Here is a 16,430-nt window from a genome sequence, read left to right as displayed (position 1 = left end):
AGGGGAGACTGGAATTCCTGGTGTAGCGGTGAAATGCGCAGATATCAGGAGGAACACCGGTGGCGAAGGCGGGTCTCTGGGCCGATACTGACGCTGAGGAGCGAAAGCGTGGGGAGCGAACAGGATTAGATACCCTGGTAGTCCACGCCGTAAACGTTGGGCGCTAGGTGTGGGGACCATTCCACGGTTTCTGTGCCGCAGCTAACGCATTAAGCGCCCCGCCTGGGGAGTACGGCCGCAAGGCTAAAACTCAAAGGAATTGACGGGGGCCCGCACAAGCGGCGGAGCATGTGGATTAATTCGATGCAACGCGAAGAACCTTACCTGGGTTTGACATGCACCAGACATCCCTAGAGATAGGGATTCCCTTGTGGTTGGTGTGCAGGTGGTGCATGGCTGTCGTCAGCTCGTGTCGTGAGATGTTGGGTTAAGTCCCGCAACGAGCGCAACCCTTGTTCCATGTTGCCAGCACGTAATGGTGGGGACTCATGGGAGACTGCCGGGGTCAACTCGGAGGAAGGTGGGGATGACGTCAAGTCATCATGCCCCTTATGTCCAGGGCTTCACACATGCTACAATGGCTCATACAGAGGGCTGCGAGACCGTGAGGTGGAGCGAATCCCTTAAAGTGAGTCTCAGTTCGGATCGGGGTCTGCAACTCGACCCCGTGAAGTTGGAGTCGCTAGTAATCGCAGATCAGCAACGCTGCGGTGAATACGTTCCCGGGCCTTGTACACACCGCCCGTCACGTCACGAAAGTTGGTAACACCCGAAGCCGGCGGCCCAACCCTTGTGGAGGGAGCTGTCGAAGGTGGGACTGGCGATTGGGACGAAGTCGTAACAAGGTAGCCGTACCGGAAGGTGCGGCTGGATCACCTCCTTTCTAAGGAGTCCCATCATGTGATGGGGCACCACAATACTCTGTGAGTTCTGCTCATAAGGTGTCTGTGGTTCCTTCATTGAATCGCATTTGCGGCCCCGTTCGTGGGTCGGGTGCGTTGGGTGGAACGCAGGTCGTCGGACCGTTTGGCTTGGCACACTGTTGGGTCCTGAGGGGACACCCCGAGGTTCTTCGGAGCTGTGGGTTGTTTTCTTTGGCCGCTCAGGTTGAGGGTTGTCCTAACGCCCCGGTTGGTTCCGGGTGTGGTGGCTTCTTCTTGGTCTGGTGTGGTTGTGGGTTGAGTGTTGCATAGTGGATGCGAGCATCTTGTTGTGGTCAAGTTGTTAAGAGCACATGGTGGATGCCTGGGCATCAGGAGCCGATGAAGGACGTGGGAGGCCGCGATAGGCCTCGGGGAGCTGTCAACCGAGCTGTGATCCGAGGGTGTCCGAATGGGGAAACCCAGCGCCCGTCATGGGGCGTTACCCGTACCTGAATTCATAGGGTGCGTGGAGGGAACGTGGGGAAGTGAAACATCTCAGTACCCACAGGAAGAGAAAACAATAGTGATTCCGTGAGTAGTGGCGAGCGAAAGCGGAAGAGGCTAAACCGTGTCCGTGTCAAGCCGGCAGGTGTTGCGGGTGCGGGGTTGTGAGACGTGTCGTTCATCTTCTGCCGAGGATGGGACAGCAAGAGCCGGTGTTAGCGGAACGACTCTGGGATGGTCGGCCGTAGTGGGTGATAGCCCCGTACGCGAAAATGTCTGGTTCTGTTGTGGGCGTGTTCTCGAGTAGCAGCGAGCCCGTGAAATTCGCTGTGAATCTGGCGGGACCACCCGTCAAGCCTAAATACTACCTGATGACCGATAGCGGACAAGTACCGTGAGGGAAAGGTGAAAAGTACCCCGGGAGGGGAGTGAAATAGTACCTGAAACCGTGTGCTTACAAGCCGTCAGAGCCTTGAGTCTTCGGACGGGGTGATGGCGTGCCTTTTGAAGAATGAGCCTGCGAGTTATGCTTCGTGGCGAGGTTAACCTGTGTGGGGTAGCCGTAGCGAAAGCGAGTCCGAATAGGGCGTTGTAGTCGCGGGGTGTAGACCCGAAGCGGAGTGATCTACCCATGGCCAGGGTGAAGCGTCGGTAAGACGTCGTGGAGGCCCGAACCCACCAGGGTTGAAAACCTGGGGGATGAGCTGTGGGTAGGGGTGAAAGGCCAATCAAACTTCGTGATAGCTGGTTCTCCCCGAAATGCATTTAGGTGCAGCGTCGTGTGTTTCTTACCGGAGGTAGAGCACTGGATGGCCTAGGGGGCCGACAAGCTTACCGAAGTCAGCCAAACTCCGAATGCCGGTGAGTGAGAGCGCGGCAGTGAGACTGCGGGGGATAAGCTTCGTGGTCGAGAGGGAAACAGCCCAGATCACCGGCTAAGGCCCCTAAGCGTGCGCTAAGTGGGAAAGGATGTGGGATCGCCCGGACAGCCAGGAGGTTGGCTTAGAAGCAGCCACCCTTGAAAGAGTGCGTAATAGCTCACTGGTCAAGTGGTCCTGCGCCGACAATGTAGCGGGGCTCAAGCGCACCGCCGAAGCCGTGGCAATGACACTGTTGTGTTGTTGGGTAGGGGAGCGTCCTGCATCTGGTGAAGCCCGGGAGTGATTTACGGGTGGAGGGTGTGGGAGTGAGAATGCAGGCATGAGTAGCGAATGCAGAGTGAGAATCTCTGCCGCCGGATGACCAAGGGTTCCTGGGCCAGGTTGTTCCGCCCAGGGTGAGCCGGGACCTAAGGCGAGGCCGTCAGGCGTAGTCGATGGACAACGGGTTGATATTCCCGTGCTCGTGATAGTGCGTCCATGCCGAGGCCGGTGATGCTAACCATCCGAACCCACCTTCGCTCCTTCGGGAGTGTTGTTTGTGGGGGAGCGTGGGATCCGATCTGGTAGTAGGTAAGTGATGGGGTGACGCAGGAGGGTAGCTCCGCCACGCGGTGGTTGTCGTGGTGTAAGCCTGTAGCCTGATTTCCTAGGTAAATCCGGGGGATCGTGAAGGGTGAGAGGTGATGCGTAGCCGATTGAGGCGAAGAGAGTGATCCCATGCTGTCGAGAAAAGCCTCTAGCGAGTGCTGTTGCGGCCCGTACCCCAAACCGACACAGGTGGTCAGGTAGAGAATACCGAGGCGATCGAGCGAACTGTGGTTAAGGAATTCGGCAAAATACCTCCGTAACTTCGGGAGAAGGAGGGCCGGTTGTCTTGAGGCTCCTTGCGGGCTAGGGACGGCCGGTCGCAGAGACCAGGCCCAAGCGACTGTTTACTAAAAACACAGGTCCGTGCGAAGTCGCAAGACGATGTATACGGACTGACGCCTGCCCGGTGCTGGAACGTTAAGAGGACCTGTTAGCTCCTTCGGGGTCGAAGCGGAGAATTTAAGCGCCAGTAAACGGCGGTGGTAACTATAACCATCCTAAGGTAGCGAAATTCCTTGTCGGGTAAGTTCCGACCTGCACGAATGGCGTAACGACTTGGGCGCTGTCTCGACCACAGACTCGGCGAAATTGCACTACGAGTAAAGATGCTCGTTACGCGCGGCAGGACGGAAAGACCCCGGGACCTTTACTATAGCTTGGTATTGATGCTCGGTTCGGCTTGTGTAGGATAGGTGGGAGACTGTGAAATCATCACGCCAGTGGTGGTGGAGTCGTTGTTGAAATACCACTCTGGTCGAATTGGGTGTCTTAACCTCGGGCCATGATCTGGTTCAGGGACAGTGCCTGGTGGGTAGTTTAACTGGGGCGGTTGCCTCCCAAAGAGTAACGGAGGCGCCCAAAGGTTCCCTCAGCCTGGTTGGCAATCAGGTGTTGAGTGTAAGTGCACAAGGGAGCTTGACTGTGAGACTGACGGGTCGAGCAGGGACGAAAGTCGGGACTAGTGATCCGGCACCACCTTGTGGAAGGGGTGTCGCTCAACGGATAAAAGGTACCCCGGGGATAACAGGCTGATCTTGCCCAAGAGTCCATATCGACGGCATGGTTTGGCACCTCGATGTCGGCTCGTCGCATCCTGGGGCTGGAGTAGGTCCCAAGGGTTGGGCTGTTCGCCCATTAAAGCGGTACGCGAGCTGGGTTTAGAACGTCGTGAGACAGTTCGGTCCCTATCCGCCGCGCGCGTTGGAGACTTGAGGAAGGCTGTCCCTAGTACGAGAGGACCGGGACGGACGAACCTCTGGTGTGCCAGTTGTCCCGCCAGGGGCACGGCTGGTTGGCTATGTTCGGGAGGGATAACCGCTGAAGGCATCTAAGCGGGAAGCCTGTTCCAAGATGAGGTCTCCCACCACCTTTGAGTGGGTAAGGCTCCCAGGAGATGACTGGGTTGATAGGCCGGAGATGGAAGCCTTGTGAGGGGTGGAGTTGACCGGTACTAATAGGCCGAGGGCTTGCCACAACGAGTTGTTCGCATCCACTGTGTGACCCTGAGCTCACAACCCTGTGCGGGTTGTGTGTTCGTTGGTCCCCCACCCGTTTTTGTGGTGGGGTTTGTTGAATAGTGTTGTCGGTGGTCATTGCGGTAGGGAAACGCCCGGTCCCATTCCGAACCCGGTAGCTAAGCCTTCCTGCGCCGATGGTACTGCACTCGCCAGGGTGTGGGAGAGTAGGTCGCCGCCGACATTCAACCTCTGAAAGGGGAGTCCGCAACGGTGTAGAAGCCGCTGTGGACTCCCCTTTTTTCGTGTTTCTGCAGCCGTGTCCGCCGCGCTGCGCGGACCGGTTAGCCCAGTGCGGTCGCCGACCGCGGAAGTGACGGTGTTCGTTTGTACCCTGACCATGTGACGGACGGGGATCGTCCCGGCAACGGCCGGGCAGGCGAAGAGCGCGGATCGCGCCACGGGTCGGGGTGGTCGCGCCACGACGACCAGCGGGGACGGCGCCGCGACGGCGACGACCGCACGCGTCGCGACGACCGGGGCAACCGCAGTGGCGGCGACCGGTCGCGGGACGACCGGGGACGTCCGGGCGAGCGCCGCACCGAGGGCCGCTCCTGGTCCGACCGGGGCGGACGCGACACCGGCGGACGCGAGACCGGCCGGCGCGAGGGCGGCTTCCGCAGCGACGGCCGCTCCGACCGCGGTCCGCGTCGCGACGACGACCGTCGCCCCGCCCGTGACGAGGACCGTCGTTCCGGTGGCACCGGCCGGCGTGACGCGTTCCGGGGTGGACGTGACGACCGTGGTGGCCGGCCGTCCACGGGCCGCGACGACCGCCGTCCCTACCGGGACCGTGACGACCGTGGCCCCCGTCCGCCGCGCGACGACGACCGCGGCGGACGCTCGTTCCGGGACCGCGAGGACCGCGCCGGCCGTCCCTCCTCCGGCCGTGAGGACCGTGGTGGCCGCTCGTTCTCCGGTCGCGACGACCGTGGCGGTCGTTCCTTCTCCGGCCGTGACGACCGCGGGGGACGTCCGTCCGAGGACCGTGACGGCCGTTCCTCCGGCAGCCGTGACGACCGCGGTGCCCGCCCCTTCCGTAATCGCGAGGACCGCGGTGGCCGTCCGCCCCGTGACCGCGACGAGCGGGGGGCACGTCCGTCCGGGGACCGCGGTGCCCGTTCGTTCCGGGACCGTGACGACCGTGGCCCCCGTCCGCAGCGCGACGACGACCGTGGTGCGCGTCCGTACCGGGACCGTGCGCCCCGCGGTCGCGACGACCGGCGCAGCCAGTCCCGGGACAGCGTGGACCGCCCGTACCGCGCCCGGGAGGAGCGCCCGTCGCAGGACCGCCGGTCCGAGCGGTCCGCGGCCGTCGAGCCCCAGGACGTCGCGCAGCGGGACGCCGTGCCGGACGAGCCGGCCGGTGACGCGCCTGTCGTGACGCCGTCGACGACCGGGACGCGGGAGTCGCCCGGTGCGACCGGTCGCATCGGCTCCGACACCGCCACCGGGGTTGCGGACACCTCGCCCGCGGAGGCGGTGGGCGAGCCGGTCGCCCGCGACGAGCGCGCCGACGACGCGGGCGACACGGGCCGCGCCGCGACCGACGCCCCCGTGACCGACGCCCCCGTGACGGACTCCCGTGGGGCCGGTACCGAGGCCGACCTCGTGGACCGCGCCGTGACCGCCCCGGGCAGCACCGCGGCCGACGGCGACACCGTCGACGGTCCCCGCGGGAACCGTGCCGAGCGTTCCGGCGGGCACGACGAGCGTCGCCCGCTCCGTGACCGGGACGACCGTGGACCGCGCCGGGAGCGCGACGACCGTGGCCCGCGCGGCGGCCGGGACGACCGTGGCCCCCGCTCCGGCCGCGACGACCCCAGGCGTGACGACCGCAGGCGCGACGACCGGGGCCGGAACGACCGTGGCCGCGACGACCGTGGCCGTGACGACCGTCGTGGTCGCGACGACCGCCCACGGCGCGCCATCCCGGAGTCGGCCGAGCGGACGTTCGTCGCCGAGCCGGACCTGCCGGACTCGGTGTCGGCCGCCGAACTGGACCCGAGCGTGCGCCGCGACCTGCGCGGGCTGCAGAAGGAGACCGCCGAGGTCGTGGCCCGGCACCTCGTCGCCGCGGGCCTGCTCGTCGACGAGGACGCGGAGCAGGCGCTCGAGCACGTGCGTTACGCACGGCGCCGGGCGTCGCGGATCGCCGTGGTGCGCGAGGCCGCCGGGATCGTCGCCTACCACGCCGGCGAGTGGAACGAGGCCCTCGGCGAGTTCCGCGCCGCGCGCCGGATGGGCGGCGGTCCGGGGCACGTCCACGTGATGGCCGACATCGAGCGTGCGCTCGGTCGTCCCGAGCGTGCTCTCGACCTCGCCCGCAGCCCGGAGGCCCGCGACCTCGGCCACGAGGAGCGCATCGAGCTGCTCATCGTGGCCGCGGGCGCCCGCCGCGATCTCGGCGAAGCCGCCGCCGCCGTCGTCGGACTCCAGGTCCCCGAGCTCGATGCGGCCCGCCGCGACCCCTGGAGCGCACGGCTGTTCTACGCCTACGCCGACAACCTGCTCGCCGCGGGCCGCGACTCCGAGGCCGTGCAGTGGTTCGTGCACGCCCACGACGCCGACCGGCACCGGGAGACCGACGCCGCCGCGCGGATCGCCGAGTTGACCGGGGACGAGCTCGAGGGGGCCGACGACGAGCTGACCGTCGGGTGGGAGGACGTGCCCCCGGCCGCCGACGACCACGACGCGGCAGACCCCGCCGCGGAAGCGGCGCAGCCCGTGCGGACCGACACCGCGGGCGACGACACCGCGGGCGACGACACCGCGGGCGACGACACGCCCCGGACCGGCATCCCGGACGTCGACCGGACCGGTGCGACCTCCGGGGACGCGACGGACGGGGGTCGGGAGGACACCGACCGGACCGACGCGGACGTCGCGGTCGGGGAGCCGGACGCCCCCCGCAGCGCGCCGGACGCCGGGACCGGCGACCGGTGACCGACGACCTGCTGTCCCGCCACGACGTCCTCCTGGCCGACCTCGACGGCACCCTGTACCGGGGCCCCGAGGTCGTGCCGGGGGCCGTCGAGGCGGTGCTCGGGGCCGCGGACCGCGGGGTGCCCACGGTCTACGTCACCAACAACGCCTCCCGCAGTCCCGCCGACGTCGCCGCACACCTCGCCGAGCTGGGTTTCCCGGCCCGCGTCGAGGACGTCCGGACCAGCTCGCAGGCCGCGGCCGCGATGCTGGCCGAGCAGCTCCCGCCGGGGGCGCGGGTGCTGGTCGTCGGGACCTCGGCGCTGGCCGAGGAGGTCCGGGCCCGCGGACTGGTCGTGCTCGACGTCGCCGAGGGCGCGGACGCCGTCGTCCAGGGACATTCGCCCGACACCGGGTGGCGGATCCTGGCCGAGGCGGTCGTCGCCGTCCGTGCCGGGGCGCTGTGGGTGGCCTCCAACGTCGACCCCACCCTGCCCACCGACCGCGGGGCGCTGCCCGGCAACGGCTCGATGGTCCAGGTCGTGCGGACCGCGACCGGTGCCCGGCCGCAGGTGGCGGGCAAGCCCGCCGCGCGGTTGCTGCGTGAGGCGAGCGGGGCCGCGCGGTCCCCGCTCGTCATCGGGGACCGGCTCGACACCGACATCGAGGGTGCCGATGCGATGGGCGCGCCGTCGTTGATGGTGCTGACCGGAGTCAGCGGCGCGGCCGAGCTGCTGGCTGCCACGCCGGCGCTGCGGCCCACCTACATCGGCGCCGATCTCGCCGCGCTCACCCGGGCCGCGGACGAGCTGGCGCCCGGTCCGCGGCCCGGCTGGGACGTGCGCGCCGACGGCGACACCCTCGTCCTGTCCGGGGACGGGGGTGGTCACGAGCCCGCCGTGGACGCGCTGCGTGCCCTGTGCGTCGTCGCCTGGGAGCAGGGCGTCGCGGACGTGCGGGCCGACGGTGCCGCCGCCGTCACGGCGCTGGCGGATCTCGGCCTGGCGGAGCGCCCGGGGCGGTGACGGCGCTCCCGACCGATGTCGGGACCGTCGGCTACCGTGGCGTCAGAACCCCGTCCCCGGAGATCATCCATGAGCGTTCCCGCACCCGGACCCCGTCCGGGCGACCCGCGGCCCGAGCAGGACCGTCCGGTCGCGGCCCTGCGTGCCGAGGTCGATGCGGCCGTCGCGGCGCTCGACGCGCTGGACGACCGTCCGGTCGCCGAGCACCCCGCTGCCTTCGAGCGGGTGCACGCCGCGCTCGGTCGTGCGCTGAGCGCCGGCTCGGAACGGGAGTGACGATGGGCCCCGTCCGTGCCCGGCTCGACGCCGAACTGGTCCGCCGCAAGCTCGCCCGGTCCCGTGGCCAGGCCGCCGAGCTGATCGCGGCCGGCCGGGTCGTCGTCAACGGCATGCCCGCGGCGAAGCCCGCCACCGTGGTGGACCGGGACGCGCCGGTCCTCGTCCGCCCGGACGACGACGGCGAGCCCGACTGGGCCTCCCGGGGCGCCAGGAAGCTGCTGGGCGCCCTCGACGCGTTCACCGGCGTCGAGCCCGCCGGGCGGCGCTGTCTCGACGCGGGCGCCTCCACCGGGGGCTTCACGGACGTGCTGCTCACCCGTGGGGCCGCGGAGGTCGTCGCCGTCGACGTCGGGTACGGCCAGCTGGTGTGGCGGCTGCAGTCCGACGAGCGCGTCCACGTGCACGACCGCACCAACGTCCGGGCCCTCGAACCGGAGCAGATCGGCGGGACGGTCGACCTGACCGTCGCCGACCTGTCGTTCATCTCGCTGCGCACCGTGCTGCCGGCCCTCGCCGCCTGCACCGCGCCCGGAGGCGACCTGCTGCCCATGGTGAAGCCACAGTTCGAGGTCGGGAAGGACCGGCTCGGGTCGGGCGGGGTCGTGCGTGACCCCGGCCTGCGCACCGAGGCGCTGCACGGCGTCGCGACCGCCGCCGCGTCGGCCGGTCTGCTCGTCCTCGGAGCGACCGCGAGCCCGCTGCCCGGCCCGTCGGGCAACGTCGAGTACTTCCTGCACCTGCGCCGCCCCGTCGACGGTCCGTCCGGCGACGCCCCCGAGCGGCCGGACCTGGCGCCGATGCTCGCCGCCGCGGTCGCGGTCGGCCCCGCATGAGGGACATCCTGCTGGTCCTGCACACCGGGCGGCCGACCAACCGCAAGACCGCGCTGCACGTGATGGGTGAGCTCGGACGACTCGGCCTGCGCACCCGGGTGCTCGCCGACGAGTGGGCCGAACTCGCCGCGGACCCGGACGTGCCCGCGGGGTTCGAACCCGTCCCGGTCCCCGGGACCCCCGAGTGCGCCCGCGGCGCCGAGGCGGTCCTGGTCCTGGGCGGGGACGGGACCCTGCTGCGCGCCGCCGACCTCGCCCGCCACGCCGGGGTCCCGCTGCTGGGCGTCAACCTCGGTCACGTCGGGTTCCTCGCCGAGGCGGAGGAGGACACCCTCCCCGAGGCCCTGCAGAAGCTCGCCGACGGCGACTACGAGGTCGAGGAACGCACCACCCTGGAGGCGGTCGTCACGGCCGCCGGCCAGGTGCTGGGCCGGGCCTGGGCGCTGAACGAGGCCGTCGTCGAGAAGACCACGCGGGGACGCATCCTGGAGGTCGTCGTCGAGGTCGACGGCCGCCCGGTGTCCTCCTTCGGCTGCGACGGGGTGCTCTGCTCGACCCCGACCGGATCCACCGCGTACGCCTTCTCCGCCGGCGGGCCGCTGATCTGGCCCCAGGTACAGGCCATGCTGGTGGTGCCCAGCAACGCACACGCCCTGTTCGCCCGGCCGATGGTCATCGCGCCGGAGAGCACCCTCGCGATCGAGGTGTCCGCCGACGGCCCGGCCGCCGTGCTGGACTGCGACGGCCGCCGCACCGTCGCGGTGCCCCCGGGGGGCCGGGTGGAGCTGCGCCGCGCGGCCGAGCCGGTGCGGATGGTGCGCCTGGCCGCACAGCCCTTCGCCGACCGGCTCGTGCGCAAGTTCGACCTGCCCGTGCGGGGCTGGCGAGGAGCACGGACCCAGCACCCGGGTTCGAACACCTGATCGACCGTTCGGCGCACGGGAACATCCGTTCGGTGCCGGTGGCGTGTCGGGACCCGGGAGCTGTCGGAGTTCGAACGTATGGTCCCTCCCATGTTGTCCGAGATGCGGATCCAGGGCCTCGGCGTGATCGATGACGCGACCCTGGAACTCGACCCGGGCCTGACCGTGCTGACCGGCGAGACCGGTGCCGGGAAGACCATGGTCGTGACCGGGCTGAACCTCCTCGGCGGCGGTCGCGCGGAGTCGTCGCGGGTGTCGGCCGGGGCGAGGCGCGCCGTCGTGGAGGGCCGGTTCGCGGCCTCGCCGGGGGCGCTGGAGCTGGCCGAGGAGGTGGGCGCCGAGGCCGACGACGACGGATCGCTGATCGCGGCCCGGACCGTGTCGGCCGACGGGCGCTCCCGCGCCCACCTGGGCGGCCGGTCGGTGCCCAACGGCGTGCTCGGCAGGCTCGCCGAGACCCAGCTCGCCGTGCACGGGCAGAACGACCAGCTGCGGCTGCTGCGCGGCTCCGACCAGCGGGCCCTGCTCGACCGGTTCGCCGGGGACCCGGTCGCCGTGCCGCTGGCCGCCTACCGGGCGGTCCGCACCGAGTGGCTGCAGGTCGTCACCGAGCTCGCCGAGCGGCGGGACAACGCCCGCCGGCTCGCGCAGGAGGCGGACCTGCTGCGGCACGGGCTCGCCGAGATCGAGGCCGCGGACCCGCAGCCCGGGGAGGACCGCGCGCTCGTCGAGCAGGCCCGGCGGATGGCCGAGGCCGACGACCTGCGGGCCGCGGCCGAGAGTGCACACCTCGCCCTGTCCGGCTCGGACGACGGCGAGGCACCCGGCGCCGTCGGGCTGGCCGGGCAGGCCAAGGGGCTCGCCGAGGGCAGTGGCGACCCCGCGCTGGAGGAGCTGGGCCCGCGTCTGACCGAGGCGATCGCGGTGCTCGCCGACGCCGCGGCCGAGCTGTCCGGCTATCTCGACCGGCTCGACGCCGACCCCGAGCTGCTGTCACGTGTCCTGACCCGCCAGGCCGAGCTCAAGGCGCTCACCCGCAAGTACGCCGCGGACACCGACGGGGTCCTCGCCTGGGCGGCCACCGCCCGCGAACGACTGTCCGGTCTCGACACCTCCGACGAGGCGCTGGCCGAGCTGTCGGCGCGCCGCGACGCGCTCGCCCACGAGCTGGCCGGGCACGCCGCGGCGCTCACCACGGCGCGCACCGCGGCCGCGTCCCGGCTGGCCGAGGCGACCACGGCCGAGCTGGCCGGGCTGGCGATGAAGGACGCCACGCTGCAGGTCGGCGTCCAGCCGCGGCCCGCCGCCGACGCCGGGCCGGTGCTCGAGGTCGGTGGCCGGCGCTGTCAGGCCGGGTCGAGCGGGGTGGACGAGGTGGAGATCCGGCTCGTCCCGCACTCCGGGGCGGTGGCCCAGCCGCTCCACAAGGGAGCCTCCGGCGGCGAGCTGTCCCGGGTCATGCTGGCCCTGGAGGTGGCGCTCGCCGGTGCCGACCCGGTGCCGACGATGGTGTTCGACGAGGTCGATGCCGGAGTCGGTGGCCGGGCGGCGGTGGAGATCGGCCGCCGGCTGGCGCAGCTCGCCGCGCGGCACCAGGTCATCGTCGTCACGCACCTGCCGCAGGTCGCGGCGTACGCGGACCGGCACCTCGTGGTGCAGAAGGCGTCCGGGGCGGGGGTCACCCGCTCCAGCGTGCGGCGGCTCACCGAGGAGGAGCGCACCGGGGAGCTGGCCCGGATGCTGGCCGGGATGGACGACACCGACACCGGCCGCGCGCACGCCGAGGAGCTGCTCACCGCCGCGACCGCGCACCGGGAGGCCGACCGTGCCGCGGCACGGCCCGCCGACCTCGCCGCGGCCCGTTCCCGGCGTACCCCCGGCGCGGCGCCGCGGCGCCGCCGGGTCGCCCGGGCCGGCTGACGGGCCCGGGGTGTGCGCAGCCCGGGAGCAGGGAGCACGTGCCGACGGAGCCGGCCGGGGCACGTCGCGGAGGGTGAGGAGCGGGGGAGACCGGCCGGCCCGGATGCGGACGCCGACGAGGATCGTCCGGGCCGGTGACGTCGCGGTCTCGCGCGGCGTGCCTGCGTGGTCACGGCCGCCCCACCTGTCACAGTGCGCCACATGAAGCTGTCCGGCCTGCTGCACCGTTCCCGACCGGAGCTGCCGGGCCTGACCGGCCCGGCCCGCGCCGACCGCCGCATCGAGGCGGTGCTCCGGCGCCTGCGCCCCGGTGACATCGCCGTGATCGACCAGGTCGACCTGGACCGCGCCACCGCCGACGCGCTCGTCGTGGCGCGGGTCGCGGCGGTCGTCAACGCCGCCCCGTCGATCTCCGGCCGCTTCCCGAACCTCGGTCCGCAGGTACTCGTCGAGGCCGGTGTCCCGCTCGTCGACGACTGCGGGCCCGACACCCTGCGTGCGGTCAAGGACGGCATCCGGGTCCGGCTGCACGACGGCGTCCTCTACACGGGCGAGCAGCCGCTGTGCGAGGGCCGCGAGCAGACCGAGGACACCGTCGCCGACGCCCTCGACGAGGCCAAGCAGGGCCTGACCCACCAGCTCGAGGCGTTCGCCGCGAACACCATCGAGTTCATGCGCCGCGAGCGTTCCCTGCTCCTCGACGGCCACGGGGTGCCGGAGGTCGACGTCGTCCTCGACGGGCGGCCGGTGCTCGTCGTCGCCGCCGGGTTCGACCACCTCGCGGTGCTCAAGCGGCTCAAGGCCTACATCAAGGAGTACCGACCGGTGCTCGTCGGCGTCGGGGCCGGCGCGGACGCGCTGCTGAACGCGCGCCACCGCCCGGACCTCATCGTCGCCGACCCGTCGGAGGTGTCCAACCAGGCGCTGACCAGTGGTGCCGACGTCGTCGTCCCGGCGTTCCCGGACGGGCACGCGCCCGGCCTGCACCGCGTCCAGGACCTCGGAGCCAGCGCCGTCACGTTCCCGTCGATGGCCAACCCCGAGGACCTCGCCCTGCTGCTCGCCCACCACCGCGGCGCCTCGATGATCGTGACGGTCGGGCTGTCGGCGTCGATGGGGGAGTTCCTCGACCGCGGCCGGTCCGGAAGCAACGCCTCGACCTTCCTGACCCGGCTGCAGGCCGGCGGGACCGTCGTCGACGGCGCGATGATCGCCCAGATGTACCGCAGCCGGACGTCGTTCGCCCCGCTGCTGCTGCTCGTCGCCGCCGCCGTCGTCGCGGTCGTGGTGGCCGTGCTGGTGTCCGGCGGCGGCCCCGCGGTGCTGGACTGGGCCCGCGGAGTGGTCGAGAGCGTCCGGGCCGTGGTCGCCGGATGGCTCCCGGCGTGATCTCCCGGCGCCACCACCGCATCGCCCTGCTCGCGGTGTTCGTGCTGGCCCTCGCCGCCGGGTTCGCCCTCGCGGTCGTCGGGCTGCCGCAGCGCATCGCCGACGTCGCCGCCCGCGGCGCGGACACCGGCGAGACGGCCCGGTTGAGCGCGGAACGCGACACCCTGCTCGCGCAGCTGCGGGCCGGTGACGAGTTCGCGGGCCGCGTCGGACCGGACCTCGTACGCGGGCGGCTCACCGGGGTGCCGGTGACCGTCGTCGCGCTCGGTGCGGAGCCTGCCGACACCCGCGCCGTCGCCGAGCTCGTCGCCGCCGCGGGGGGCAGCGTGGCGGGGGAGGTCGTGCTGACCCCCGCCGTCACCGACCCGGCCCGTGCCGACCAGCTGCGGGACCTCTCGGCGCGGCTGCTGCCGTCCGGGGCCCAGCTCCCCGCGGCGACCGACGCCGGGGCGCTGGCCGGAGGGCTGCTCGGCGCCGCCCTGCTGACCCCGCCGGACGGCCCCGCCCCCGACCCGGACGGGGCCGGTGCGGTGCTCGCCGGGCTCGCCGGCGGTGGCTTCGCCGAGGCCCCGCCCGCCCGCCCCGCCCCCGGCAGGCTCGCCGTGGTGGTCACGGGCGCCGCGTACTCCGGCGTGGACGCCGCGACCTCGGCGACCACCGCGGCGGCCCTCGCGGCGGAGCTGGACCGTCGCGGCGCGGGCGCCGTCCTCGCCGGGCGGGACGCCGCGGACGGTTCGGCCGTCGCCGCCGCCCGCGCAGCCGGGGCCGGGCCCGTCGGCCGGCTCGCCACCGTCGACGGCGTCGGCACCGGTGCCGGGCGGGTCGCGACCGTGCTCGCGCTCGCCGAACGACAGCAGGGAGGCACCGGCCGCTACGGTTCCGGCGCCGGAACGGTGGGGCCGGTTCCCGACGCCCCTTGACCGATCGGTAGGCTGAAGCTCCGTGCAGACTCGCGCCACCCGTCATCTGTTCGTCACCGGTGGGGTCGCGTCCTCGCTGGGTAAGGGCCTGACCGCCTCCAGTCTCGGTCAGTTGCTCACCGCGCGCGGGCTTCGCGTCACCATGCAGAAGCTCGACCCCTACCTCAACGTCGACCCCGGGACGATGAACCCGTTCCAGCACGGCGAGGTCTTCGTCACCGAGGACGGCGCCGAGACCGATCTCGACGTCGGCCACTACGAGCGGTTCCTGGACCGCGACCTCGCCGGGCGGGCCAACGTCACCACCGGTCAGGTCTACTCCGAGGTCATCGCCAAGGAGCGCCGCGGCGAGTACCTGGGCGACACCGTCCAGGTCATCCCGCACATCACCAACGAGATCAAGGACCGCGTCCTCGCGATGGCCGAGCCCGACGCCGAGGGCGTGGCCCCCGACGTCGTCATCACCGAGGTCGGCGGCACCATCGGCGACATCGAGTCGCTGCCGTTCGTCGAGGCCGCCCGCCAGGTCCGGCACGAGGTCGGCCGGGACAACTGCTTCTTCCTGCACGTGTCGCTGGTGCCGTACCTGGCGCCGTCGGGTGAGCTGAAGACCAAGCCGACCCAGCACTCCGTCGCGGCGCTGCGCAACATCGGCATCCAGCCCGACGCGGTGGTCCTGCGTGCCGACCGGGCCATTCCCGAGGGCATGAAGCGCAAGATCTCGCTGATGTGCGACATCGAGCTCGACGGTGTGGCCGCCTGCCCGGACGCACCGTCGATCTACGACATCCCGAAGGTGCTGCACGGCGAGGGTCTCGACGCCTACGTCGTGCGCCGGCTGGGGCTGCCGTTCCGCGACGTCGACTGGACGGTGTGGGGCGACCTGCTCGACCGCGTCCACCACCCCCGGGAGACCGCGACGATCGCGCTGGTCGGCAAGTACGTCGACCTCCCCGACGCCTACCTCTCGGTCACCGAGGCGCTGCGGGCGGGCGGGTTCGCCCACCACGCCAAGGTCGCGGTCCGCTGGGTGCCCTCGGACTCGTGCGAGACCCCGGCCGGTGCGGCCGAGGCGCTCGACGGCGTCGACGGGGTGCTGATCCCCGGTGGTTTCGGCATCCGCGGGATCGAGGGCAAGCTCGGTGCGATCACCCACGCCCGCACCCGGGGCGTCCCCACCCTGGGGCTGTGCCTGGGCCTGCAGTGCATGGTCATCGAGACCGCACGCAGCGTCGCCGGTCTGGAGGACGCGAGCTCGACCGAGTTCGACCCGGAGACCGCGCACCCGGTCATCTCGACGATGGCGACCCAGCGCGACGTCGTGGCCGGCGAACGCGACATGGGCGGCACCATGCGTCTGGGCGCCTACCCGGCGGTGCTGCAGCCCGGCTCGGTGGCGGCGAAGGCCTACGGGGCACGGGAGATCTCCGAGCGGCACCGGCACCGCTTCGAGGTCAACAACGCCTACCGCCGGCAGCTCACCGAGGCGGGGCTGGTGTTCGGGACGTCCCCGGACGGGACGCTGGTGGAGTTCGTCGAGCTGCCGTCGTCGCAGCACCCGTTCTTCGTCGGGACCCAGGCCCACCCCGAGCTCAAGAGCCGCCCGACCCGGCCGCACCCGCTGTTCGCGGCGTTCGTGAAGGCGGCGCTGCGCTACCGGGCCGAGGACCGCCTGCCGGTGCACCTGCCCGGGCGCGACCACGGTGACGACGCCGAGCAGGCCGAGGGCGACGACGTCGTCCTCGGTGCGGACGCCAACGGCGTCGCTCCCGAGGGCACGTCCGTCCGCTGACGCCGAACGGGCCGGGCCGCCGCCGGTGGCCCGGCCCGGCACGCCCGCCCGCGCGGCACCGCCGCCGGGCGCGG

The 16,430-nt window shown here is 71.1% G+C and carries 9 protein-coding genes and 3 rRNA genes; all 12 read left to right on the top strand.

Annotation, left to right across the window (positions count from 1 at the left end):
• A 16S ribosomal RNA gene (locus tag KPF47_RS25440) occupies window positions 1-883 on the top strand; the annotation flags it as partial.
• Window positions 884-1,214: 331 nt separating this feature from the next.
• Window positions 1,215-4,310: ribosomal RNA gene (locus tag KPF47_RS25435) — 23S ribosomal RNA — on the top strand.
• A gap of 107 nt (window positions 4,311-4,417) precedes the next feature.
• Window positions 4,418-4,534: ribosomal RNA gene (gene rrf / locus KPF47_RS25430) — 5S ribosomal RNA — on the top strand.
• A 158-nt stretch (window positions 4,535-4,692) separates the two neighbouring features.
• Window positions 4,693-7,296, top strand: coding sequence for a hypothetical protein (locus tag KPF47_RS25425; protein ID WP_224387903.1), 2,604 nt, complete (start codon window positions 4,693-4,695; stop codon window positions 7,294-7,296).
• Window positions 7,293-8,300 (top strand): HAD-IIA family hydrolase, encoded by a 1,008-nt coding sequence (locus KPF47_RS25420; protein ID WP_224387904.1) that lies wholly within the window; start codon window positions 7,293-7,295, stop codon window positions 8,298-8,300. Before KPF47_RS25425 ends, KPF47_RS25420 begins: the two co-directional genes overlap by 4 nt.
• A gap of 69 nt (window positions 8,301-8,369) precedes the next feature.
• Complete coding sequence (locus tag KPF47_RS25415; RefSeq protein WP_020622954.1) at window positions 8,370-8,576, top strand: hypothetical protein; 207 nt, start codon at window positions 8,370-8,372, stop codon at window positions 8,574-8,576.
• Window positions 8,577-8,578: 2 nt separating this feature from the next.
• Window positions 8,579-9,412, top strand: a complete 834-nt coding sequence (locus KPF47_RS25410) for a TlyA family RNA methyltransferase (protein ID WP_224387905.1) — start codon at window positions 8,579-8,581, stop codon at window positions 9,410-9,412.
• On the top strand, window positions 9,409-10,335 hold the full coding sequence (locus KPF47_RS25405; RefSeq protein ID WP_224391308.1) for an NAD kinase: 927 nt from the start codon (window positions 9,409-9,411) through the stop codon (window positions 10,333-10,335). The genes KPF47_RS25410 and KPF47_RS25405 overlap by 4 nt, the downstream gene beginning before the upstream one ends.
• Window positions 10,336-10,425: 90 nt before the next feature.
• Entirely contained in the window at window positions 10,426-12,255 is a 1,830-nt protein-coding gene (recN, locus tag KPF47_RS25400; RefSeq protein ID WP_224391307.1) for a DNA repair protein RecN, read from the top strand.
• Window positions 12,256-12,456: 201 nt separating this feature from the next.
• The gene (gene steA, locus KPF47_RS25395) at window positions 12,457-13,644 is read left to right on the top strand and encodes a putative cytokinetic ring protein SteA (protein WP_224391305.1); all 1,188 of its coding nucleotides are present in this window, start codon (window positions 12,457-12,459) and stop codon (window positions 13,642-13,644) included.
• Window positions 13,629-14,564, top strand: coding sequence for a copper transporter (locus tag KPF47_RS25390; RefSeq protein WP_224391303.1), 936 nt, complete (start codon window positions 13,629-13,631; stop codon window positions 14,562-14,564). Before steA ends, KPF47_RS25390 begins: the two co-directional genes overlap by 16 nt.
• 22 nt (window positions 14,565-14,586) lie before the next feature.
• Window positions 14,587-16,356 carry a CTP synthase gene (locus KPF47_RS25385; RefSeq protein WP_224391301.1) on the top strand — a complete coding sequence of 590 codons (1,770 nt, stop codon included), beginning with the start codon at window positions 14,587-14,589 and terminating at the stop codon, window positions 16,354-16,356.
• The last annotated feature ends 74 nt before the right edge of the window (window positions 16,357-16,430 follow it).

Origin of the sequence: Pseudonocardia sp. ICBG1293 (genome assembly GCF_020131355.1) — a bacterium.
GTDB lineage: Bacteria > Actinomycetota > Actinomycetes > Mycobacteriales > Pseudonocardiaceae > Pseudonocardia.
The sequence above is the reverse complement of the archived record's forward strand: the minus strand, read 5'-3'. Positions and strand labels throughout refer to the sequence as shown.